18 protein-coding genes and 2 pseudogenes are annotated in these 21,469 nt (G+C 74.6%); 8 read left to right on the top strand and 12 right to left on the bottom strand.

Going from position 1 to position 21,469, the window contains the following annotated elements:
• Nucleotides 1-161: 161 nt before the first annotated feature.
• The gene (gene proS / locus ABZ340_RS28775; protein ID WP_358784753.1) at nucleotides 162-1,574 is read right to left on the bottom strand and encodes a proline--tRNA ligase; all 1,413 of its coding nucleotides are present in this window, start codon (nucleotides 1,572-1,574) and stop codon (nucleotides 162-164) included.
• 228 nt (nucleotides 1,575-1,802) lie between these two features.
• Between proS and ABZ340_RS28770 the strand changes: the two genes are divergently transcribed.
• The 4 genes and pseudogenes from ABZ340_RS28770 to ABZ340_RS28755 all read left to right on the top strand — a co-directional run.
• Nucleotides 1,803-2,375: a DM13 domain-containing protein gene (locus tag ABZ340_RS28770; RefSeq protein WP_358784752.1), complete on the top strand. Its 573-nt coding sequence runs from the start codon at nucleotides 1,803-1,805 to the stop codon at nucleotides 2,373-2,375.
• A 46-nt stretch (nucleotides 2,376-2,421) separates the two neighbouring features.
• Nucleotides 2,422-3,183, top strand: a complete 762-nt coding sequence (locus ABZ340_RS28765) for a response regulator transcription factor (RefSeq protein ID WP_358784757.1) — start codon at nucleotides 2,422-2,424, stop codon at nucleotides 3,181-3,183.
• The gene (locus ABZ340_RS28760; protein ID WP_358784751.1) at nucleotides 3,180-4,475 is read left to right on the top strand and encodes a HAMP domain-containing sensor histidine kinase; all 1,296 of its coding nucleotides are present in this window, start codon (nucleotides 3,180-3,182) and stop codon (nucleotides 4,473-4,475) included. The genes ABZ340_RS28765 and ABZ340_RS28760 overlap by 4 nt, the downstream gene beginning before the upstream one ends.
• A gap of 18 nt (nucleotides 4,476-4,493) precedes the next feature.
• Nucleotides 4,494-5,216, top strand: a pseudogene (locus ABZ340_RS28755) (mannitol dehydrogenase family protein); the annotation flags it as partial.
• Here ABZ340_RS28755 and ABZ340_RS28750 read toward each other — a convergent pair.
• The 9 genes and pseudogenes from ABZ340_RS28750 to ABZ340_RS28710 form a co-directional block, all read right to left on the bottom strand.
• Nucleotides 5,190-5,735: pseudogene (locus tag ABZ340_RS28750) on the bottom strand (methyltransferase); the annotation flags it as partial. The pseudogenes ABZ340_RS28755 and ABZ340_RS28750 sit on opposite strands and share 27 nt — an antisense overlap.
• Nucleotides 5,736-6,121: 386 nt before the next feature.
• Nucleotides 6,122-7,111 (bottom strand): sugar kinase, encoded by a 990-nt coding sequence (locus ABZ340_RS28745; protein ID WP_358784750.1) that lies wholly within the window; start codon nucleotides 7,109-7,111, stop codon nucleotides 6,122-6,124.
• Nucleotides 7,108-7,860 (bottom strand): bifunctional 4-hydroxy-2-oxoglutarate aldolase/2-dehydro-3-deoxy-phosphogluconate aldolase, encoded by a 753-nt coding sequence (locus tag ABZ340_RS28740; protein WP_358784749.1) that lies wholly within the window; start codon nucleotides 7,858-7,860, stop codon nucleotides 7,108-7,110. Before ABZ340_RS28740 ends, ABZ340_RS28745 begins: the two co-directional genes overlap by 4 nt.
• Nucleotides 7,857-8,702, bottom strand: coding sequence for an SDR family oxidoreductase (locus tag ABZ340_RS28735; RefSeq protein WP_358784748.1), 846 nt, complete (start codon nucleotides 8,700-8,702; stop codon nucleotides 7,857-7,859). Before ABZ340_RS28735 ends, ABZ340_RS28740 begins: the two co-directional genes overlap by 4 nt.
• On the bottom strand, nucleotides 8,699-10,165 hold the full coding sequence (locus ABZ340_RS28730) for an enolase C-terminal domain-like protein (protein ID WP_358784747.1): 1,467 nt from the start codon (nucleotides 10,163-10,165) through the stop codon (nucleotides 8,699-8,701). Before ABZ340_RS28730 ends, ABZ340_RS28735 begins: the two co-directional genes overlap by 4 nt.
• A 276-nt stretch (nucleotides 10,166-10,441) precedes the next feature.
• Nucleotides 10,442-11,668, bottom strand: a complete 1,227-nt coding sequence (locus ABZ340_RS28725) for an ROK family protein (protein WP_358784746.1) — start codon at nucleotides 11,666-11,668, stop codon at nucleotides 10,442-10,444.
• A 91-nt stretch (nucleotides 11,669-11,759) separates the two neighbouring features.
• Entirely contained in the window at nucleotides 11,760-13,127 is a 1,368-nt protein-coding gene (locus tag ABZ340_RS28720) for an MFS transporter (protein WP_358784745.1), read from the bottom strand.
• Nucleotides 13,128-13,294: 167 nt separating this feature from the next.
• The gene (locus tag ABZ340_RS28715; RefSeq protein ID WP_358784744.1) at nucleotides 13,295-14,941 is read right to left on the bottom strand and encodes a right-handed parallel beta-helix repeat-containing protein; all 1,647 of its coding nucleotides are present in this window, start codon (nucleotides 14,939-14,941) and stop codon (nucleotides 13,295-13,297) included.
• Between the two features lie 122 nt (nucleotides 14,942-15,063).
• Complete coding sequence (locus tag ABZ340_RS28710) at nucleotides 15,064-15,582, bottom strand: hypothetical protein (protein WP_358784743.1); 519 nt, start codon at nucleotides 15,580-15,582, stop codon at nucleotides 15,064-15,066.
• A 260-nt stretch (nucleotides 15,583-15,842) separates the two neighbouring features.
• Here ABZ340_RS28710 and ABZ340_RS28705 point away from each other — a divergent pair, with 260 nt between their 5' ends.
• The 4 genes from ABZ340_RS28705 (at nucleotide 15,843) to ABZ340_RS28690 (ending at nucleotide 19,485) form a co-directional block, all read left to right on the top strand.
• On the top strand, nucleotides 15,843-17,288 hold the full coding sequence (locus ABZ340_RS28705) for a glyceraldehyde-3-phosphate dehydrogenase (protein WP_358784742.1): 1,446 nt from the start codon (nucleotides 15,843-15,845) through the stop codon (nucleotides 17,286-17,288).
• A 142-nt stretch (nucleotides 17,289-17,430) separates the two neighbouring features.
• Nucleotides 17,431-18,294, top strand: coding sequence for a DMT family transporter (locus tag ABZ340_RS28700; RefSeq protein WP_358784741.1), 864 nt, complete (start codon nucleotides 17,431-17,433; stop codon nucleotides 18,292-18,294).
• A 161-nt stretch (nucleotides 18,295-18,455) separates the two neighbouring features.
• Nucleotides 18,456-18,902 carry a hypothetical protein gene (locus ABZ340_RS28695; protein ID WP_358784740.1) on the top strand — a complete coding sequence of 149 codons (447 nt, stop codon included), beginning with the start codon at nucleotides 18,456-18,458 and terminating at the stop codon, nucleotides 18,900-18,902.
• Between the two features lie 127 nt (nucleotides 18,903-19,029).
• The gene (locus tag ABZ340_RS28690) at nucleotides 19,030-19,485 is read left to right on the top strand and encodes an NAD(P)H-dependent oxidoreductase (RefSeq protein ID WP_358784739.1); all 456 of its coding nucleotides are present in this window, start codon (nucleotides 19,030-19,032) and stop codon (nucleotides 19,483-19,485) included.
• A gap of 142 nt (nucleotides 19,486-19,627) precedes the next feature.
• Here ABZ340_RS28690 and ABZ340_RS28685 read toward each other — a convergent pair whose 3' ends face one another.
• Both ABZ340_RS28685 and ABZ340_RS28680 read right to left on the bottom strand, forming a co-directional pair.
• Nucleotides 19,628-19,912, bottom strand: a complete 285-nt coding sequence (locus ABZ340_RS28685; protein ID WP_358784738.1) for a non-oxidative hydroxyarylic acid decarboxylases subunit D — start codon at nucleotides 19,910-19,912, stop codon at nucleotides 19,628-19,630.
• 49 nt (nucleotides 19,913-19,961) lie between these two features.
• The gene (locus ABZ340_RS28680) at nucleotides 19,962-21,386 is read right to left on the bottom strand and encodes a non-oxidative hydroxyarylic acid decarboxylases subunit C (RefSeq protein ID WP_358784737.1); all 1,425 of its coding nucleotides are present in this window, start codon (nucleotides 21,384-21,386) and stop codon (nucleotides 19,962-19,964) included.
• Nucleotides 21,387-21,469: the final 83 nt, after the last annotated feature.

Below are 21,469 nucleotides of genomic sequence, written 5' to 3'. Positions count from 1 at the left end.
ATGCGTTGGTCGGGCGGGCGGCCGCCCACGCGCAGCGCCCCCTACCCCCCGGGCCCCCCCCCTCCGACGCCCCGGTGCTGGCCCCGGCGCCGGTGGCCGGGCGCCGGGCCCTTCATATGCCGACAGTCGTATCAGGGCGGGTCAGCGCGTGTCAGAGCATGTCAATAGGCGCGCGCCACGACGGCGACGTTGCCCGGCTGGTCGTCGCTGCCGGGAACCGAGCCGTCCGCGGCGACCAGGCACCGCACCGTCACCCCCTGCTCGGCGAGTCGCTCCTCGCCCCGCGGGCCCAGCGTCTCCCAGGGGATGCGCGCCCAGCCGGTGGCCGCGGCCTCCACAGCCTCCTCGACGGTGGTCACCTCGGCGGTACGGTCCTCGCGGCGCCGGCGGGACTGTGCCAGCAGCAGCGCCTGGTCGTCCTCCAGCGCCGTGGGCAGGAGCGCGGGCAGCGCCTCGATCGCCACCTGCTCCTTGGTGCCGGCGATGCGGCGGACCAGTACGGCGGCGCCGTTCTCCAGGTCGCGCGGCCCGACCTCGACGCGTACGGGCACGCCTTTGAGTTCCCAGTCGACCGCGCGGCGCCCGAACGGTACGTCGGTGCGGTCGTCGACGTGGACGCGCACCCCGGTCGCCCGCAGCCGCTCACCGGTCTCCCGCACCGCGGCCAGGACCGCCTCGTCGCCCTTGACGGCGACGACCACCGCCTGGACCGGAGCGAGGCGGGGCGGGACGCGGAGCCCGTCGTCGTCTCCGTGCATCATCACCAGGGCGCCGACCATGCGTGTGGTGGAGCCCCAGGAGGTCTGCCAGACGTATTCCTGCCGGCCGTCCTTCGTCGAGTACCGCGTGCCGAAGGCCCGGGCGAAGTTCTGGCCGAGCTCGTGGCTGGTTCCCAGCTGCAGGGCCTTGCCGTCGCCCATCATCCCCTCCAGCGTGAGGGTGTTGACCGCACCGGCGAACCGTTCCCTGGCGGTCTTGCGGCCCGGTACGACGTCCATGGCGAGGACGTTCTCCATGAAGTCGGCGTACACGTCCCGGTGGATGTGCGCCGCGTAGTCCCGGGCCTCCTCGTAGGTGGCGTGAGCGGTGTGGCCCTCCTGCCACAGGAATTCCGTCGTACGGAGGAACACGCGCGGGCGCAGCTCCCAGCGGACCACGTTGGCCCACTGGTTGATGAGGAGGGGCAGGTCGCGGTAGCTCTGCACCCACTTGGAGAAGTACTCGTTGACGATCGTCTCGGAGGTGGGGCGGACGACGACCGGTTCCTCCAGTTCCTTGCCGCCGCCGTGCGTGACGACCGCGAGCTCGGGGGCGAAGCCCTCGACGTGCTCGGCCTCCCGCGTGAGGTACGACTGCGGGATGAACAGCGGGAAGTAGGCGTTGGAGGCGCCCACCGCCTTGATGCGGGTGTCCATCTCCTGCTGCATCCGCTCCCACAGCCCGTACCCGTACGGCCGGATCACCATGGTGCCGCGCACCGGGCCGTTGTCGGCCAGTTCGGCCTTGGTGATCAGCTCTTGGTACCAGCGCGGGAAGTCGTCCGCGCGAGGGGTGAGAACGGGTGCTTTCGTCATGGCGCGCAGGGTAGGGCGCGGTCCTGTCCTCGCGCGAGCGGATTACCGGTGCGTGCTTACCGGTGCGTGATGACCGGTGAGCGGATCAGCGGATTACCGGTGAGCGGATTACCGGTGTCTTACGGAGTGGGCGCACCGGTATCCGGCCGGTGCCGGCGCGTGTTGGCTGGGCACATGGCAGGGCCGGCCGGTCGCGGCCGGCCCGCTCGTCCCTTCCAGGAGGCTTCGGTGTCCCGTGTGTCCCGCCGTACCGTCGTACCCGTCCTCATGGTGCCGGCGGTCGCCGCCGGCGTCGGGCTCTTCCTCTTCCAGCCCTGGACGGCGTTCACCGACACCACGGTGAACGAGGCCCTGCCGGCCGTCTCCGGGCCCGCCGGCGAGCCCGCGGCCGGACCGGCGGCGACGGACGGGGCCGGCACGAAGGGCGGGGAGCGGCCGGCGCGGGGCGGGGGGCCGGAGGATCTCGCCCGGGGCAGCTTCGTCACCCACGAGCACGGCACCCGCGGCACCGCCCGTACGGTCCGGCTCGCGGACGGCGGCCAGGTGCTGCGGCTGGAGGACCTCAGGACCTCCGAGGGGCCGGACGTACGGGTCTACCTCTCGACCCGGGACGCCGGTGCGGTGAAGGCGGGGCTCGGGGACGGAGCGGTCGAACTCGGGAAGCTCAAGGGCAACATGGGCAACCAGAACTACACCGTTCCGGCCGGTACGGATCTGTCCGGGTTCCGCAGCGCCGTGATCTGGTGCGAGCGGTTCTCGGTCTCCTTCGGCGCCGCCGGCCTCGCCCCCGTGGCAGGCTGATCCGGTGAACGCTCTGCCCGAGCCCGCCGGTGGCCCCGCCCGCCGGATCCTCGTCGTCGAGGACGATCCGACCGTCGCCGAGGTCGTCACCGGCTATCTCACCCGCGCCGGCCACCGGGTGGAGCACGCCGCCGACGGTCTCGCCGCCCTGGAACGGGCGGCGGCCGTACGGCCGCGGCTGGTCGTCCTGGACCTGATGCTGCCCGGCCTGGACGGCCTGGAGGTGTGCCGCAGGCTGCGGGCGGGCGGCGGGCCGCCGGTGCCGGTGGTGATGCTGACCGCGCGCGGTGAGGAGGCGGACCGGATCCTCGGGCTGGAGGTGGGCGCGGACGACTACCTGACGAAACCGTTCAGCCCACGCGAACTGGTGCTGCGGGTGGCCGCCGTGCTGCGCCGCGCCGAGGCCCCGCCGCCCGCCGCCGCCTCGGCGGTGCTGCGGGCGGGTGACCTGCTCGCCGATCCGGCCGCGCGGCGGGCCGAACGCGGCGGCCGGGAGCTGGCCCTGACCGGGCGCGAGTTCGATCTGCTGGTCTTCCTGCTGCGCCACCCGGGCCGGGTGTTCTCCCGCGAGGAACTGCTGCGGCACGTGTGGGGCTGGGAGTTCGGCGACACCTCCACCGTGACCGTGCACGTACGGCGGCTGCGCGAGAAGGTCGAGGACGATCCGGCCGCACCGGTGCTCATCAGCACCGTGTGGAGCGCCGGTTACCGCTTCGACCCGCCTCAGGGCAGGGCCCGGGACAGAGCCCGGGACAAGGCCCTCGACGGGGCCTGGGACGGGGCCCGGGACGGGGATCGCCGGCCGTGATCGACATGCTGGTCATCGTCGCCCTGGCGGCTCTGGGCGCCCTGCTCGCCGGGCTGCTCGCCGCTCCCGCCGTCACCTTGCTGCGGCGGCGCTCGGTCGTCCTGTCCATGTTCGCGGTCGCCGCGCTCGCCGTCGTCGCCATGGCGGCGGGCACGGTCGCGGTGGCGCTGGAGATGTTTCTGTCGGGACACGACTTCCGCGTGGTGCTCATCGTGGTCGCCGTGTCGGGGACGATCTCCCTCGCCGCTGCGCTGCTGTTCGGCCGCCGGATCGCCGCCGGCAGCCGGGAACTGGCGGCGGCGGCCCTCACCGTCGGCAGCGACGCCGGTTTCGCGGCCCCCGCGGACCCTCCCACCGCCGAACTCGCCGCGCTCGCCGCCGCCCTGGAGGAGACCGGTGCGCGGCTGAAGGCGGCGCAGGTCCGCGAGCGGGCGCTGGACGCCTCGCGGCGCGAGCTGATCGCCTGGATCTCGCACGATCTGCGCACCCCGCTCGCCGGGCTGCGCGCGATGGCGGAGTCCCTGGAGGACGGCGTCGCCCCGGATCCCGGCCGCTACCACGCCCGTATCCGCACCGAGGTCGAGCGGCTCTCCGGCATGGTCGACGACCTCTTCGAGCTCTCCCGCATCCAGGCCGGGTCCCTGGAACTGGCCCTGACCCGGGTGTCGGTCTACGACCTGGTGGACGACGCCCTGACCACGGCCCGGCCACTCGCCGAGGAGCGGGGGGTGCGGCTGCTGGACGGCGGTGTCGCGCCCCTCCCGGTCCGGGTGGACGGCCAGGGCATCACGCGGGTGCTCGGCAACCTCCTGGTCAACGCCATCCGGGCGACGCCCGCCGACGGGACCGTCGCGGTGAGCGCGCACCGCCGGGACGACCGGGTGGTGGTGGCGGTCGAGGACGGCTGCGGCGGCATTCCGGAGCAGGACCTGCCCCGCGTGTTCGACACCGGCTGGCGCGGCGGCCAGGCCCGCACCCCACCGCCCGGGCGCATGACCACGGCCACAGCCACAGCCGCGACTACGGCCACGGCCACGGCCACGGCCACGGCCACGGCCACGGCCACGGCTACGGCTACGGCTACGGCTACGGCTACGGCCGCAACGAGCTTTACGACCGCCGCGGGGCAGCGGCGGCACGGGGACACCGGCGCGGGACTGGGGCTCGCGATCGTGCGCGGCATCGTCGAGGCCCACGCGGGCCACGCCTCGGTGCACAACGCCGGGGCGGGCTGCCGCTTCGAGATCACCCTCCCGGCCGCCGACGCCCGCCCGCCGGAACAAACGGGCTGAAGGGCTGACGACCGGGCCGCCGCCAGTGCCGCGCTCGAGGTGTACGACGCCCTGCCCGTGGCCGGCGAGCCTTACCGCCGGTGGGTGCTCCAGGACACCTTCGCCGCGCCCCGGCCGCCCTGGGAGCGGGACGGCGCCCTGTTCGTCCCGGACGTCACGCCGTACCAGCTCACCAAGTTGCGGCTGCTGAACGGCTCCCACTCGGCCCTCGCCCACCTGGGCCTGGCCGCGGGATGCGGCACGATCGCCGACGCCATGGCGACCGACTGGGGCGAGCGGATCGTCCGGGCCCTGTGCGCGGAGGTCGCCGCCGCCCTCCCCGGCGGCGGTCCCGACCCCGCCGCGTACGCCGGCGACCTCGTCGTACGGTTCCGCAACCCCGCCATGCGCCACCTGCTGCGCCAGATCGGCTCCGACGCCTCCCTGAAGATCACGGAGCGCCGGCTGCCCGCCCTGCGCGAGCTGCGCGCACGCGGCGGGGCCACCCCGGTCCTCGAACTGGCCCTCGCCGCCTGGGCGTACGGCACCCGGCCGGGCGCGCCCCCGCTCGCCGACCCCGCGGCCGACGCGCTCACCGCCTGCTGGCGCCCCGGGGAGCCGCCCGCGCAGACGGTACGCGCGCTGCTGTGCGCCGTCGGCGCGGCCGACCTGGCCGACGACGGCGCGCTTGCCACCGCCGTCGCGGACCGGCTGCCGGCGCTCCGGGCCGGCCGGGTCGACGTACTCGCCCCGGACGGGTGAGAACACGCCGTAGTGGGGGTGGATCCGCGCGCCGAGCGCCGGTACCTCCACCCCTTCGCGCCGCCATTGGTGAGCGCCGATCACTCCCAGCAGTTCCCTGAGGGAGACCACCGACGGCCCCCGGGGCGGGCCGTAGGCCTCCCGGCAGGCGAGGCGGACGTCGGGGGCCCTGCGCAGACGGAGGGTGTGGTCGTCGTGCAGCAGTACCAGCACCTTGCCGAGGATGCGGGCGCGGTGGCCGCGGAAGCGGCGGTGCAGGTGGAAGGAGCCGGCGGCGTCGGCCCCGGGCCGGGGCTGCTTGCGGTCGATACGGCGGCCGAGCGCCCGCAGCAGGTGGCGGGCGTTGTGGTAGTCGCCCTGCCAGAGCAGGGCTGTTCCCTCGCAGGCGAGGCGGTAGGCGTCGGCCGCCTTGGTCCGGTCGTCGGCGACGACGACGCGGCGGGGAACGGGGGTGCCGTTCTCGGAATGCCAGCGGGCGGACCGGTGGGCGGGACCGTCGGTCCAGTGCAGGATGGGCATCGGGTGCTCCTCGGGTACGGACGTGCGGGATCCGAGGGCACTTCGACGGGGGCGGGGCGAACCGGCACCGGGCCACTGGCCGGGTGCGCGTACAGGGGGCAGATGGCTGCTGTTACCGCGTCGTCCGCGTCGAAGCGCAGGAGCGGAGGTCGCCCAGAACCATGCCGAGTGTCACGGCCGACTCCTTCGACGAGGCGAGACGAATTGAACCAGCAGTGTTTCATGGAATCCGTGCCCGTCCGCCGCCGGGGGCCGGAAGCGGCGGACGCCTCGTCAGGTCTCCGGGCGGGCGGGGGTGAACTTCCTGCGCCAGGCCGACGGCACGTACACGAGTGCCGCCAGGACCCCGCCGCGGATGCCGGCCGGTTTCCGCGGCGGGTGCGCGGTCAGCGGGCCACCGTGCCCGGGGCGTCGGTGAGGGCGAGTTCGGCGCGGGTGGGCAGCCCTTCCCAGTCTCCCTCCGTGGCCACGGACCAGGCGGCGACGCGGGTGGCCAGGGACAGGCAGCCGTCCGGGCCGGCGCCGTCCAGGCGGGCCGCGAGGTAGCCGGCGACGAAGGAGTCCCCCGCGCCGACCGGGTCGACCTCCGGCACCGGCCGTGCCGCCGCCTCGACGGTGCCCTGGGCGCAGGCGGCGACGGCACCGTCCGCGCCCAGGGTGACGACGACGGTGTCCGGTCCCCGTTCGCGCAGGGCGCGGGCCAGTTCGGCGGGCGGCACGTCCGCGTCGCCGTGGTCCGGGCCCAGCAGCATCCGGGCCTCGTCGGCACCGGCGAAGAGCAGCCGGACGCGCGGCAGCAGCGCGCCGACGGCGGCCGCGGCGTCCTCGGCGCTCCACAGGCGGGCCCGGTGGTTGACGTCGAGGGCCACCGCGACGCCGGCCGCGGCGGCGCGGTCGACGGCCGCGTGCACGGTGGCGGCGGCGTCCGGGGACAGAGCCAGGGTGATGCCGGTGACGTGGAGGAGGTCCGCGCTCTCGACGAGGCCGTCGGGCAGGTCGGCGGGGCTCAGGCGGGAACCGGCGGAGCCGCCGCGGTAGTAGTGGACCCGGCGCAGCGCGGCCGTGCGCCGCTCCTTGATCATCAGGCCGGTGGGGGCGCCGGGGTCGGTGACGGCGTGCACGTCGACGTCCTCGGCGCGCAGCCGGCCGGTGACCAGGGCCCCGAGTTCGTCCGCGCCGACCCGGCCGACCCAGGCGGCGCGGTGGCCGAGCCGGCGCACCCCGACCGCGACGGTGGACTCGGAGCCGGCCGTGGACAGGCCGAGGGTGCGGGCATGGCGCAGCGGGCCGATGCGGTCCGGCGTCAGGGCGGCCATCGTCTCGCCGAGGGTGACCAGCCGGGCGGGGCCGGGGTGTGACGGGGCGGGCGCGGTCATATGGCGGTCTCCTCGGCGCATACGGCGGTCTCCTCAGCGGTGGCCCGGGTGGCGCGGGCGGCGAACTCGGCGGCCCGGGCGCGTAGTCCGGTGAGCGATCCGCCGTCGAGGGCGTCACCCAGCAGCGGTGAGCCGACGCCGCAGGCGAGTGCCCCGGCGTCCAGGTACCGGGGCAGGACGTCGAGGTCGACGCCGCCGGTCGGGACCAGGGGGATCTCCGGCAGGGGCGCGGCGAGGGCCCGTACCGCCCGGGGGCCGAGCGCCTCGGCGGGGAAGAGCTTCACCGCGCTCGCCCCGCGCCGCCAGGCGGCGAGCGCCTCGGTGGGGGTCAGGCAACCGGGCAGGGAGCCGAGCCCGGCCGCGCGGGAGGCGTCGACGACGGCGGGCTCGTGGACGGGGCTGACCGTGAAGCGGGCACCGGCGGCAGCGGCGCCGGCGACGTGGCGGGCCTCGGTGACCGTGCCCGCCCCGAGCAGCGTGCCCGGGGGCAGTTCGCCGGCCCGGCGCCCGGTGAGCTCGCGCAGCGCCTCCAGTGCGCCGGGCGTCGGGAGGGTGATCTCCACGCAGCGCACCCCCGCCTCCAGCAGGGTCAGGACGACGGGGACCAGGGGCGCGGGGCGGCGGGCGCGCAGGATCGCCACCAGGCCCTGGCGGCGCAGGGCGCCGAGCAGGGCGCGGTCCGCCGGGCCGGGCGCGGGGCGGGACGCCGCGGCGGGCGCGGGCTCGGGCGGGAGGGACGGGTCGGTCATGGTGCCTTCCGGTCGGGTGCGAAGGGGGAGGTTGAGGGGCCGGCGGCCGGCTCGGGGACGTTGGTCTCGGGCAGTACGGCCAGGGCGCCGCCGTCGACGGGGATGCTCACCCCGTTGACGTACGACGAGCGCGGCCCGGCCAGGAAGGCCGCCACCTCGGCGATCTCCTCCGGCGCGCAGAGCCTGCCCAGCGGGTACGCGGCGAGGATGCGGCGGCGTTCGGCCGGGTCGCGCCACCGGTGGGCGTTGCGGTCGACGGCGACGAAGCCGGGTTCCAGCACGTTGCAGCGCACGCCCGCCGGGCCCCACTCGGCCGCCGCCGCGCGGGCCAGGGCGGTGAGGCCGGCCTTGGCCACCGCGTACGGGGCCATGCCGGGGGCGGCGCCGTGGGCGTGCACGGAACCGATCAGCACCAGGGAGGCGGGGCCGCCGCAGCGGCGCACCAGCTCGGCACCCCACTGCCAGGCGGAGACCAGGCCCAGGTCCAGGACCTCGCGCCACTGCCGGGCGGTGAGGTCGGACAGCGGCGCCCGGGCTTCCGCCAGAAGGGCGTGGACGAGGACCGCGGGGCGGGCGGCGCAGGCGTCGAAGGCCCGGCCGGCCAGGTCCGGGTCGGTGGCGTCGCCGACGACGGCGGTCACGCCGGGCAGGTCGCGGACCGCAGGGTCCCGGTCGACGGCGACGACCCGGGCTCCGGACGCGGCCAGGCGGGCGGCGCAGGCACGGCCGACGCCGCCCGCCGCGCCGAGCACGACGGCGGAGGTGCCGGCGAGGTCGGCGGAGGTGTCGGGGGTCTGTGGGGTGCTTGTGGCGTCCGGTGCGGGGTGGGCGTGGGCGTTCACCGGGTCTCCGTCTGCGTCTGCGTCCGTGCGGCCGGTGCCGGGGCGGGTGTCGGGCGGGCGCCGTCCGGGACCAGGCCGCTGCCCGGGCCGGGCGGCAGTGTGTACCGGCCGGCGGCGAGGGGTTCCGGCGGTGAGGACCAGCCGGGGCGCCAGTCCGCCTCGCCGAACATCACCTCCAGGGGCAGGCCGCTTCCGGTGAGAGCGGTGAGGTGAGCGGTGGCGGCCGTGGCGACGGGGCCGCTCGGGTTGTGGAACGAGACGCCGGCGCCGTGGTCTCGGGCCAGACGGGCCAGCCGCAGCGCGGGCAGCGGACCGCCGGCGTGCTTGACGTCGGGCATGAGGACGTCCAGCGCCCCGGAGCGCAGGGCGGGCAGCACCTCGCGTGCCGTACCGGCGAACTCCCCTCCCGCCAGCGGGATGCCCAGGGCGTCGCGCAGCCTGCGCAGCCCTGTGACGTCGTCCAGGCGGGCGGCGTCCTCCAGCCAGCCGAGCCGCAGCGCCGTGAAGTCCTCCGCGCGCGCCAGGACGTCGGCGACCGTCACCAGGTGGTGGGCGTCGAGCAGGAGGTCGGTCCCGTCGCCGACGGTGTCCCGCACGGCGCGGGCGATGTCCAGCCCGGCGGCGAGCCGGTCGCGTGCGGGCAGGCCGTCGAAGGGCGCGCACTTGACGGCGCGGAACCCCGCCGCGACGGCGCGGGCGGCGACCTGCGCGGCGGCCTCGGGGGTGCGGGCGGCCATGGCCCGGTTGATGTTGGCGTACAGCGGCACGCTGCGGGGTTCGCCGGCGGATGCGGAGGCGGGCTCGACCACGGGTTCGACCGCGGGCGCGGACAGGGGGAGCGGGGCGGCCGGTGCCGGTGTCGGTGTCTGCGTTGCTGTCGGTGCCGGTGTCGGTATCGCTGTCGGTGCCGGTGTCCGTGTCGATGCCGGTGAGGCGGCGGAGTCCGGTGAGGAGGCTGCCGCGGGGACGGCGGTATCCGCCCGGAGCGTCCAGTCGCCCAGGGTGAGGCCCGCCCGGCGCGCGGCGGCGTCCGCGACGGCGGTGGCGAGACCGCCCAGGGCGGTGCGGCGGGCCAGGCGGGCCTGCCGGGTGGGTGGTGCCGAGGCCCAGTGCTGTCCGTACGTGTCCAGCCAGACGACCGCCTCCGCCCAGGGGACTCCGGTGACCTGGGCGGCGAGCTCGGCCAGCAGCGCGGCCGGGTCACCGCAGGGCAGGTCGGACAGTTCACCCCAGCCGGTGGTGCCGTCGGCGCCCCGTGCCTCGGCCAGCAGCCAGGTGGTGCGCGGGGTGACGGGGACGGTGTGCAGCCGGACGGCGGTGATCCGGTCGCCGTCGGCGGACCGCCCGCCCGGGCCGTCGCCACCGGGTGGCGGCGGCTGTGGGGCCGAGGCGGGGCCCCGCGCGGCGGCCCTCGCGGTCCGGGGAACGGTGGGGGGCGCGTCCGGGCGCGCGGTCGCTCGCACGGTCGGTCCTGAGGTCACCAGGGATGTCCCTTCTTGCGTGGGGTCTTGCGTGGGGGCCGGGCCGCGGCAGGAGCAGCAGCGGCGGTCCGGCCGGGCGGCGGCTCGCGGTGGTTGGGAGGCGCGTGGTGCCCGGTGGCACCGTGACCGGCACCGGACGGGCCGGTGCCGGGTCCGAGAGGCGGGAACCGCCGGGCGCACGGCGAGGAGGGCGTCCCACTGAGCCCGCGGGGCCGGCGGGACCGGCGGGACCGGCAGGGCCCGTGGGACCGGCGGGCGTCAGCCGAAGTCCTCGAAGGCCAAGGGGTCGTCGTAGTAGGCGCGCAGCAGCAGCGCCGCCGAGGCGGCGGCGAGACTGTGCGCGCCGAGGGCGGTCGGCTGGACGTGTTCGGGGTCCCAGGACGGGCCCAGCCGTTCGGCGGCGGCCCGGCGCACCTCCTCCAGATGGTCCGGCACGGCCAGGACGCCGCCGGACAGCACCACCAGGTCGGGGTCGAGCAGTTCCACGAGGTGGGTGACGGCGGTACCGATGTGCCGGGCGCGGGCGCGCAGCAGGCCGTCGGCGGCCTCGTCGCCCTGCCGGGCGAGCGCGGCCAGGCGTGGCAGCCCGCCGGGGGCGCCGTCCTCGCCCCCGGTCGCCAGTCCCCGGCGCGTGGCCTCGGCGAGCACCGCGCTGTCGGTCGCCACGGCCTGCAGGACACCGCGGCGCCCGCAGGCGCACGCGGCGGTGGTGTCGCCCGGCCCGGCGGTGCCGTCGAGGCCCGTCACGGGGAGGTGGGCGACGGTACCGGCCGCGAAGCGCGCGCCCGGATGGACGCGGCGGCCGATGGCGACGGCGGCGTCGATGACGTTGCCGGTGAACAGGTGGACCGAGCAGCCGGCGGTGCGGGCGCGGCCGAACCAGACCTCGGCGGTGGCGTGGGCACGTGCGCCGGAGTCGACGTACGTGTCCTGGCCGGTGGCCTCGGTGAGCAGGGCGCGCAGCGGTACGTCGCGCCAGCCGAGCGCCTCGTTGTCGACGACCGTGCCGCGGACCGGGTCGACCCAGCCGCCGGTGGCCGCGCCGATGCCGAGCACGGGGGTGCCGCCCGCCTCGGCCAGCAGCCGGCGCACCAGGTCGGCGGCGCCGGGGATCAGGTCCTCGGGGGCGGCGGGGCCGCCGCGTTCGTGGGTGAGCCAGGCCCGCACGGTGCCGCGCAGGTCGACCAGTCCGGCGCTGGTGCGCTGGCGGCCGATGTGCAGGCCGACGGTGAGCCGGGCGGCGGGGGCGAGGTCGAGCGGCACCCGGGGCCGTCCGCCGCCGCCGGTCATCGCGGGCAGTTCGCGCAGCACGCCCGCGCCGACGAACGGCCCCACGATCCGGCTGATGGTGCCCTGGGCCAGGCCGAGCCGGGCGGCCAGGTCGGCGCGTGGCAGGGGCCCTTCGTCCAGGACCGACCGCAGCGCCGCGGCGGTGTTGGCCCGCCGCAGGTCCCGGGGTGCGCCGGATCGTGGGTGCTCGGTCACGTGCTGCGTCCTCACTGCTTCTTCTCTTCGGTACTGCTCGGTGCCGCCTCTTCGGTGCCGCCTCTTCGGCGGTGTGCTCCGGTGGTGCGGTTCAGGCTTTCACGGACCGCGGCGCGTTGACCTCCTCCAGTTCGCGGCCGGTGGTGGCCAGGAACGGGGAGAGCGCCACGATGGCCGCGCAGATCAGGTAGGAGCAGGCGTACAGGGTGATGGTGGTCAGCTCCAGCCGTTCCAGCAGCGTCGGCACCAGGACGATGTTGAGCGCGATCATCAGGCGGGTGACGCACTGGGCGATGCCGGAGCCCAGGCCGCGCAGTTGCGTCGGGAACGCCTCGGAGCTCCACACCCAGGCGAGCACGCCGGGCCCGAACCAGGTGAGGAAGGAGTAGCAGACGTAGGCGATCAGCAGGACGGTGGCGCTGCGCCCGCCGAACAGGCCGAGGGTGACGCCCGCGGTGAAGACGCCGAGGCAGGCCCAGATGCCGAGGGCGCGGCGGTTGATCCGGTCGATGACGCGGGCGCCGAGGGCGACGGCGAGGAAGCCGACGCAGAATCCGGCGAGGGAGAAGTACAGGGAGTTCTCGGTGCCGATGCCGGTGGACTCGATGACGAGGGGCCCGGCGACGGTGGCGACCGCGCCGCCGAAGGACTGGAAGGCGAAGAAGCCGGTGACGACGGCGAGGCGGACGGCGGCGCCCTTGGTGAACAGGTCGCGGTAGCTGCGCTTGCCCTGCGGGACGGCGCTCTTGGGCTCCTCGACGCCGAGGGCCTCGAAGACGGCCTTCGCCTCCTCGTGGCGGCCCTGGGCCTTGAGCCAGCGCGGCGACTCGGGCAGGAACTGACGGGCGATCAGCACGGCGAGGGCGGGCAGCGCGGCGAGGCCGAACAGCCAGCGCCAGGTGTCGTGACCGAGGTGCGGGCCGAGGGCGAGGGCGATCAGGACGCTGGTGATGGCGCCGCCGAGCCACATCAGGTTGGGCAGGCTGCCGGCGACCCGGCCGCGCCGGGCCTTGGGGGCGATCTCGGCGAGGAAGGCGTGCGAGGTGGGGATGTCCATGCCGACGGCGACGCCGATGAAGAAGCGGGCGACCATCAGTTGCCAGACCTCGGTGACGAAGGCCGAGGCGAGGGACGCCACCACGAAGAAGACCAGGTTGACGACGAAGATGACCTTTCGGCCGAAGCGGTCGGAGAGGTCGCCGAAGACGACCAGGCCGACGGCGGTGCCGATGAAGGCGATCGCACCGAGCCAGCCCACCTCGGTGGCGGTCAGTCCGAAGTCGGGCTTGAGGAACAGCAGGGCCGCGCCCATGACGAGGAGGTCGTAGCCGTCGATGAACTCGCCGAAGGCGACGAGGCGGGAGGTCCATCTCCGGGTGAACTCGGTTCTGACTCTCGGCGGCGCCGGCGGTGCAGCCGGCGCGATGCCGTGCTCCTGGTCCTGGCTGGTGCTGGTCATACGGGTGGCCCTGTCCTTCCGGGGAGATGCGGGGATGGCCGTGCGCGGATGGGCTGTACGTGGGTGGCCGTGCGTGGGTGGCCGTGCGTGGGTGGCCGTGCGTGAATGGCCGTGCGCGGGGCGTCAGGGAGCGGCGGCGCCGTGCCGGTGATCTGCCGGTGGTCGTGTCAGTGGTCGTGGAAGCCGATGCTCGGCGGGGTGCGCAGTGCGGTGCCGAAGAAGTCCGTGCCGCCGTTGTCGGCGATCGGCGTCCCGGCGCCGAGGGCGGGCGAGTCGGGGAGCAGCCGGTAGCCGGCGGGATCGTCGGTGCCGGGGCCGGGGGCGGTGAGGCGGGGCGCGGCGGTGAGGGTGGCGGTGGCCCGGGCGGGGACCGGGGTGCCGTACAGCAGGTTGTGGTCGACGACGAAGGCGGAGTCGTTCAGCGTCCAGGCGAGGGTGCCCGCCGTGCCGCCCGCCCGCAGGAGGTTGTTGCGGAACTGCACGTCCAGCGCGCCGTCCTTGGTGGCGCTCTCCAGGACCACGTGGTGGGTGGTGCCGGAGGGGACGTCCGGGAGCTGGATGGTGTTGTTGTGGATCCGGCCGCGCTGGAGGCCGCCGCTGCACACCTGGAAGGTGCGGGTGCGGTCGTTGACGGACAGGTTGTAGCGGATGGTGAAGTCCTTGGCGTTGCCGGGGACGTCGGCGCCGTAGGGGCAGAGCAGGAAGAAGCCGCCGTCGTTGTCGGAGGAGACGTTGTACTGGAACGTCACGTGGTTGGTGGAGTGGTCGACGTCGTAGCCCTGGCCGTCCTTGTCGGTGTTGCCGCCGGAGGAGCGGTTGTACTGGAAGGTGACCCGGTCGCTGTTGGCGGTCCACATCCCGGCGTTGACGGATCCGGCGCGCATGTTGAAGCCGTCCAGGGTGTTGCGCTGGACCAGGACGTCGCTGCTGGACTTGACGACCAGGCCGTCGCCGCCCACGTCGGACAGGGCGTTGTTCTCGACGAGCAGGTCGGTGTGCGGGTGCCAGGCGGCGGTGCAGTAGGCGTTCCAGAAGGTGGCGAGGTCGGGGCGGCGGCACCAGTTGGACCAGAAGTAGATCCCGGCCCGGTCGACGGAGCGCAGGGTGTTGTCCCGGATGGTCAGCCCGCGGAAGGCGGACGGGGTGGTGGTGCCGAGGGCTTCGACGACGATGCCCCCGGAGGCGCCCGCGTACTTGCCGTTGCCCGCCGCGCCGCCGGTCCTGGCGGGCAGTACGCCGCGCACGTCGTGGATGTCGAGCCGTTCCAGGGTGACGCCGTCCAGGTCGCCGGAGTCGACGGCCTGGAGCCACACGCCGCGCCGGGCGGTGGTGTTGTCGCCCGGCGCGGTCAGGTCCAGGTCGGCGACGTGGACGTGGGAGGCGTTCTTCAGCCAGACGGCGGCCAGGTTGCCGTTCGCGTCGATCCGGGGCTTGGCGCCCGCGTCCCCGTACGCGCCGACGGTGATCGGCGCGTCGGCGGTTCCGGAGGTGCGCAGGTACAGCTGCCCCTTGCAGGTGGTGTCCCGGCGGAACCGGACGCTGTCGCCGGGTCGGAGGGTGACGGCGTTGACGGCGGGCATGGAGTTGAGCGGTGACGTGCTCGTCCCCGTACCGGCCGTGGGGCGCGAGCAGTCCACGTGGTACGTCGTGGGAGCGGCGGCCGTGGCGGCGGGGGTGGCCGTGGGAGCGGTCGGGGCGGCCGTGGCCGTGGGAGCGGTCGGGATGGAGGCCAGAACGGCCGGAGACGAGAGGGCGAGAAGACCCGCGAGCGCGCAGGTGGTGCGGCGCAGCGAGAAGGCCGGGAAGGACGACACCTGCTCCTCCTTTTTTGTGTTCTGCAAGAAAGTAATGCCCGGAGACGTGCTGTCAAGAGGGTGTGCACGAATGTGCCGGGCATCAGGCGGAGACGAGCCACGGGACCGCCATGCCGCCGGTCTCAGCCGGAGATGATCCGCAGGACCGCCGCGCCGTCGCCGCCCGGCTCCAGGTGGATCACCACCGCTCCGGCCCGCTCGCGCGGCGGCGCGCCCACCGGTCCGCAGAAGCCCGTGCCGCCGGCGCTCGTGAGAACGGCGGTGCAGCCATGGCCCGCCCCGCTCGTCTCCCCGGAGACCTGCCCGCCGCCCGCGCCGGTTTCCGAGGTCGCCGTGTAGCCGATCTCGTTCCGCCCGACCTTGGTCACGGACAGCTTCACCGGGCCGTCCGGGCCCTCGAAGCGGACCGTCACCGGCTCGGTCACCAGCACCTCGCAGTTTCCGTCCCCGCAGGCCCCGATGTCGTCGCCGTCCGCCGCCTCCCCGGAGGGGGACGGGCTCGCGGCAGGGGGCGGACCACTCGTGGAACGGCCGTCCGGGCGGGAGGGCGGCGGGGTGGCGCCGCCGGACGACTCGCCGGAGCCGCCGCACCCGGCCGCGGTCAGCCCGAGGAGCGCCAGCAGCACCACGCTCCCCGCCATCGGCCCGCCGCGCCCCGCGCACCTCGTACGCCTCGCGCACCTCGTACGCCTCGTACGCCTCGTCCGGTCCTTCGCAGCGGGTGTCGTCATGAGGGTGCGGTCCTTCGCGTCCGGGGCCGGAGGGGATGGGGAGTTTACGCGCCGCCGCCGCGCCGGGCCGTCGCCCGCTCGGGTGCTTTCTCATGCTCGTTCACCCGCTTGATCGCTCAAAGGAGCGAGGGGTTAGCATATGAGCGCCACCTAGCTCGAAAGAGATACCCGTGACTGTCAACGACGACTCGTTCACCAACTGGAAGTGCCGCGAGGAGATCGCGGAGTCGATGATCCCGATGATCGGGAAGCTGCACCGCGAGCGGGACGTCACGGTCCTGCTGCACAGCCGCTCCCTGGTGAACAAGTCGGTGGTCAGCATCCTCAAGACCCACCGATTCGCCCGTCAGATCGCCGGCGCGGAGCTCTCGGTCACCGAGACCCTGCCGTTCCTCCAGGCCCTCACCACGCTCGATCTCGGCCCCTCCCAGATCGACATCGGCATGCTCGCCGCGACCTACAAGGCCGACGACCGCGGCCTGTCGGTGGCGGAGTTCACCGCCGAGGCCGTGGCCGGCGCCACGGGCGCCGGCAAGATCGCACGCCGTGAGCCGCGCGACGTCGTCCTCTACGGGTTCGGCCGCATCGGCCGCCTCGTCGCCCGCCTGCTCATCGAGAAGACCGGCTCCGGCAACGGACTGCGGCTGCGCGCCATCGTCGTCCGCGACAGCGGTGGCCAGGACCTCGTCAAGCGGGCCTCGCTGCTGCGCCGGGACTCCATCCACGGCCAGTTCCAGGGCACGATCACCGTCGACGAGGCGAACAACAAGATCATCGCCAACGGCAACGAGATCCGCGTCATCCACGCGGACGACCCGACGACGGTGGACTACACGGCGTACGGCATCAAGAACGCCATCCTCATCGACAACACCGGCAAGTGGCGCGACCGCGAGGGCCTGTCGAAGCACCTGCGCCCCGGCATCGACAAGGTCGTCCTGACCGCGCCGGGCAAGGGCGACGTCCCCAACATCGTGCACGGCGTCAACCACGACACCATCAAGCCGGACGAGCAGATCCTGTCCTGCGCCTCCTGCACCACCAACGCGATCGTCCCGCCGCTGAAGGCGATGGCGGACGAGTACGGCGTGCTGCGCGGCCACGTGGAGACCGTCCACTCGTTCACCAACGACCAGAACCTGCTGGACAACTACCACAAGTCGGACCGGCGCGGGCGCTCGGCGCCGCTCAACATGGTCATCACCGAGACCGGTGCCGCCTCCGCCGTCGCCAAGGCGCTGCCCGACCTGAAGGCGAAGATCACCGGCAGCTCCATCCGCGTCCCGGTGCCGGACGTCTCGATCGCGATCCTCAACCTCCAGCTGGCCCGCGAGACCACCCGCGAGGAGGTCCTCGACCACCTGCGCGAGGTGTCGCTGACCTCGCCGCTCAAGCGCCAGATCGACTTCATCAGCGCCCCCGACGCGGTCTCCAGCGACTTCATCGGCTCGCGTCACGCCTCGATCGTGGACGCGGGCGCCACCAAGGTCGAGGGCGACAACGCCATCCTCTACCTCTGGTACGACAACGAGTTCGGCTACTCCTGCCAGGTCGTCCGCGTGGTGCAGCACGTGTCGGGCGTGGAGTACCCGACCTACCCGGCCCCGGCCGTCTGACCCACCGGACGGTCCGCCCGGCCCTGTGGCCCGCGGGTCTTCCTCCGGCCCGCGGGTCTTCCTCCGGCCTGCGGGTCTTTCTCCGGCCCGCGGGCCGTCGTGGCGGCGCGCGAAGGGAGGCGAGGGACGCGAGGATCGGTGGATGGGTGTCGTACTGCCGGTCCTCCTCGCGTGCGTGGCCGCGTTCAGCAACGCGCTGGCCACCGTGTTGCAGCGGCGCGCCGCGCTGGACGTGCCGCAGGCCCGGGGACTGCGCCCGGGCCTCGTGCTGGATCTGCTGCGGCAGCCGGTCTGGCTGGGCGGGATGCTGGCGGTGGTCGTCGCCGGCGTGGGCCAGGCGGCGGCGCTCGCGACCGGCCCGCTCTCCCTCGTCCAGCCGCTGTTCGTGCTGGAACTTCCGCTGGCGCTGCTGCTGGCCTCGTGGGTGACGGGGCGTCGGCTGCCGGGGACGCTGTGGGCGGCCGTGGCCGTGGTGGTCGCCGGGCTCGGCCTGGCGCTGGCGTCGGCCGCGCCCTCCGGCGGGGTCACCGAGGTGTCCCTCGCCCGCTGGGTACCGGTCCTGGCGGCCTGCGCAGCCGCGGTCTTCCTGCTGGCCGGGGCGGGACTGAGACGGCCCGTCGGCAAGGCCCGCGCCGGCTGCCTCGGCGCGGCCACCGCCATCTGCTACGCGCTGACGGCCGGGCTGATCAAGGACTCCATGCGCGTCCTGGACACGGACGGCGTCGCCGGCTTCCTGTCGGCGTGGCAGACGTACGGGTTCGCCGCGGCCGGAGCCGGTGCCGTGCTCCTGCTGGAGCACGCCCTGCAGGGCGGCCCGCTCATCGCCTCCCAGCCGGCCCTGACGCTGGGGGACGCGACGGTGAGCCTGCTGCTCGGCCTGCTCCTGTACCGGGAGGACGTCCGTACCGGCTGGTGGATCCTGCCGCAGGCGGCCGGTGTCGCCCTGGTCTCCGTGGGCGTGGTCACTCTGGCCCGGCGCGGGTTCGATCTGCGGACCGGCCGGTGACCACGGCGGGGAACGGCGTACCCGCAGGCCGCAGGCGTGTGCCGTGGGGGCGTTGCTCCGTACGAGTGGTGCGATGCCGGGCGCGGCCGTAGCCTCGGAACGGACACAAGCCCCGAAGAGGACGGGCGGGAGCAGACATGGGCGGAGTTCGCAGGAGGGCGATGGTCACGTTGTGCGCCGTCGCCTCGCTCGCAGCAACCCTCGGTACGGCGACGGCCGCGTCGCCGGGCGGAGAGCCGGCGCCGCAGCGGACGGCGCACCACCAGGCGCCGGACCCGGTGCTCGTCGACTGCCAGGGACGGCCCGGCGTCCGCCCCGCCGGCTTCCTCCTCGCCTGCGGGGACGGCAACAGCCGCCTGACCTCGCTGGAGTGGAAGCGGTGGGACGCGACCGCCGCGACGGCCGCCGGCGTCAACGTGGTCAACGACTGCAGGCCCTACTGCGCTGCGGGCACGTTCCGCTCGTATCCCGTCGTCGTCCGCCTCGACCTTCCGCGGTCCTGGGAGAAGCAGCCGGACCAGCGGCAGTACACGCGGATGACGCTGACGTACACCGGTGACCGGCCCGAAGGATCCGCCCGTACGGTGACCCATCCGCTGTGGGGCTGACGGCTCCGGGCCCGGTGCCGAACCGCCTTGCGCGGACCGTCCCCGGGACGGACGGCGGGAGACCGCACGGCCGGCGGCCCGCGCCGGGTTTCTTGCGGGGCGGGCGCCGGGAGGGCAGGCTTCGGCCGTGGCCACTTTGCTGATCGTGCATCACACACCGTCGCCCCACTGCCAGGCGCTGTTCGAGGCCGTCGTGTCCGGGGCGGGCGCCCCGGAGATCGAGGGCGTGCGGGTGGTGCGGCGGGCGGCCCTGGCGGCCACCGCGGTCGACGTGCTGGAGGCCGACGGCTACCTGCTGGGCACGCCGGCGAACCTGGGGTACATGTCCGGCGCGCTCAAGCACTTCTTCGACCAGGTCTACTACCCCTGCCTGGACGCGACGCGCGGCCGGCCGTTCGGCTTCTACGTGCACGGCGGCAGCGACACCACGGGCGCGGTGCGCGCCGTCGAGTCGGTCACCACGGGTCTGGGCTGGCGCCGTACGGCCCCGGCGGTGACCGTGTCCGGTGCGCCGGGCAAGGCCGATCTGGAGGCGTGCTGGGAGCTGGGGGCGACCCTCGCCGCCGGTTTGACGGACGGCTGACCCGCGGACCGTACGCCGGCCGCCCGTTGCGGGATCGTCGGCCCGGTCGCCTGGTCCGGGATCGTGGGCCCGGGCCGCCCGGAGCATCTCGGCCGGCCCGGAGCACCTCGGCCGCCCGGCGTACCGGGGCGGCGCCCGCAGGTCACCGGGTGCGCAGTGGGGGCACGGCCGGTACCTCGGTGGCCGTGGCGATGTCGTGTTCCGTCAGGCGGAACCGGACGGGGTAGTTCTCGCGGCGGCTGCGCCGGGCCGGTTCGGTGGTACGCCACATGTAGAGGCAGCGTGCGCACTGGAGCACCTGCCAGACACCGGGCTGCGGGGAGTGGGCGACGGTGGAGACGCCGGCGTCCGCGCAGCGCGGGCAGATCGGGGAGGCGCCGGGGGCCTCGGACCGGTCGCTGCCGCTGTCGCTGTCGCTGGAGTGCATGGGTGGTTCCTTCCTTGGACGAGGTGAGGGGCGGGGGCGGGAGGGGCGGTCAGCGTTGCGCGAGCAGGGAGCGCAGCCGTGCGGTCCACTCGACGGTCTCGGGCAGGTCCTTGGCGGGGGTGCCGAAGTTGCCGCGGACGTCGGGGGCGACGGGCGTCGTGGCGTCGATGATCATCTTGCTGGTGACGCCGGCCGGCTGGGAGGCGGGCGCGAGTTCCACCACCGACAGGTTCGGGATGATGACGACGTCCTCCCTGGGATTCACCTTCGCCGACTGGGCCCACATCACCTGGGGCAGGTCGAAGGGGTCGACGTCCTCGTCGACGACGATGACCTGGGTGACGTAGCCGAGGCCGTGCGGGGTGGTCATGGCGCGCATGCCGACCGCCTTGGCGAAGCCGCCGTACCGCTTGGCGGTGGAGATGATGACCAGCAGCCCGTGGGTGTACATCGCGTTGACGGCCCGCACCTCGGGGAACTCGGCGCGCAGCTGCTTCAGCAGCGGCACGCAGGTGTTGGGGCCGACGAGGTAGTCGCACTCGGTCCAGGGCATGCCGAGGTAGAGGGACTCGAAGACCGGGTCGGTGCGGTAGGAGATGCGCTCGATGCGGATGACGGGCATCCGCCGGCCGCCGGAGTAGTGGCCGGTGAACTCGCCGAAGGGGCCCTCGATCTGCCGCACCCGCGACTCGACGACGCCCTCGATCACGACCTCGGCGCCCCACGGGACGTCCAGGCCGGTGTGGGGGGCGGTGGCGATCGGCATGGGCGCGCCGCGCAGGGCGCCCGCCATCTCGTACTCGGACTGGTCGTAGCGCAGGGGCATCCCGGCGACGATCGGGACGACGGGGTCGTTGCCGAGGGTGATCGCCACCGGCAGGTCCTGGCCGCGTTCCTCCACCGTGCGCAGGTGCTGGGCGATGTCGTGCACCGGGACCGGCTGGAGGGCGAGGCGGTCACGGCCGACGACCTCCATGCGGTACGTGCCGAGGTTCTGCTTGCCGAAGTGGTCCGGGTCGTCGGGGTCGCGGGAGACGACGGCGGCCTTGTCCAGGTAGAAGCCGCCGTCGCCGTCGTTGAGGCGGAACAGCGGGAGGATGTCGAACAGGTCGATGTCGTCGCCGGTGACGGTGTTCTCCCGCCAGGGGGCGTCCTCGCGGCGCTCGGGCGGGACGGGGAAGGCGTCCCAGCGGCGGGCGAACTCCTCGACCTGTTCGCGGGTGGAGGTCTCCTTGGGCATGCCGAGGGCGAGGGCGTGGTTGCGCCAGGAGCCGTGGACGTTCATCACGATCCGCGCGTCGGTGAAGCCCTTGACCCGGTCGAACCAGAGGGCGGGCGCGCCCTCTCCGATCCGCCCGGCGGCATTGGCGGCGGCCGCGAGATCCGGTTCCGGGAGCACCTCGTCGGTGATGCGCAGCAGCTGGCCCTCCTTCTCCAGGGTGTTCAGGAAGGACCGCAGATCGTCGTAGGGCACGGATGTCTCCTCGTGTACGTCGCGTACGTCGCAGGAACAGGAAGGGGGAAGAAGGGGGAAGGGCGGAGGGGCGCGGCGCGGTG

The organism is Streptomyces sp. NPDC006134 (genome assembly GCF_040628835.1).
GTDB lineage: Bacteria > Actinomycetota > Actinomycetes > Streptomycetales > Streptomycetaceae > Streptomyces.
Note: the sequence above shows the minus strand (reverse complement) of the source record. Positions and strands in the feature narration are given on the sequence as shown.

What these genes read in the sequence shown, in the direction of transcription:
- proS (WP_358784753.1), bottom strand. Translation starts at nt 1,574, where the DNA reads ATGACGAAAGCACCCGTTCTCACCCCTCGCGCGGACGACTTCCCGCGC.
- ABZ340_RS28745 (WP_358784750.1), bottom strand. Translation starts at nt 7,111, where the DNA reads ATGACCGCGCCCGCCCCGTCACACCCCGGCCCCGCCCGGCTGGTCACC.
- ABZ340_RS28740 (WP_358784749.1), bottom strand. Translation starts at nt 7,860, where the DNA reads ATGACCGACCCGTCCCTCCCGCCCGAGCCCGCGCCCGCCGCGGCGTCC.
- ABZ340_RS28720 (WP_358784745.1), bottom strand. Translation starts at nt 13,127, where the DNA reads ATGACCAGCACCAGCCAGGACCAGGAGCACGGCATCGCGCCGGCTGCA.
- ABZ340_RS28710 (WP_358784743.1), bottom strand. Translation starts at nt 15,582, where the DNA reads ATGGCGGGGAGCGTGGTGCTGCTGGCGCTCCTCGGGCTGACCGCGGCC.
- ABZ340_RS28700 (WP_358784741.1), top strand. Translation starts at nt 17,431, where the DNA reads ATGGGTGTCGTACTGCCGGTCCTCCTCGCGTGCGTGGCCGCGTTCAGC.
- ABZ340_RS28695 (WP_358784740.1), top strand. Translation starts at nt 18,456, where the DNA reads ATGGTCACGTTGTGCGCCGTCGCCTCGCTCGCAGCAACCCTCGGTACG.
- ABZ340_RS28685 (WP_358784738.1), bottom strand. Translation starts at nt 19,912, where the DNA reads ATGCACTCCAGCGACAGCGACAGCGGCAGCGACCGGTCCGAGGCCCCC.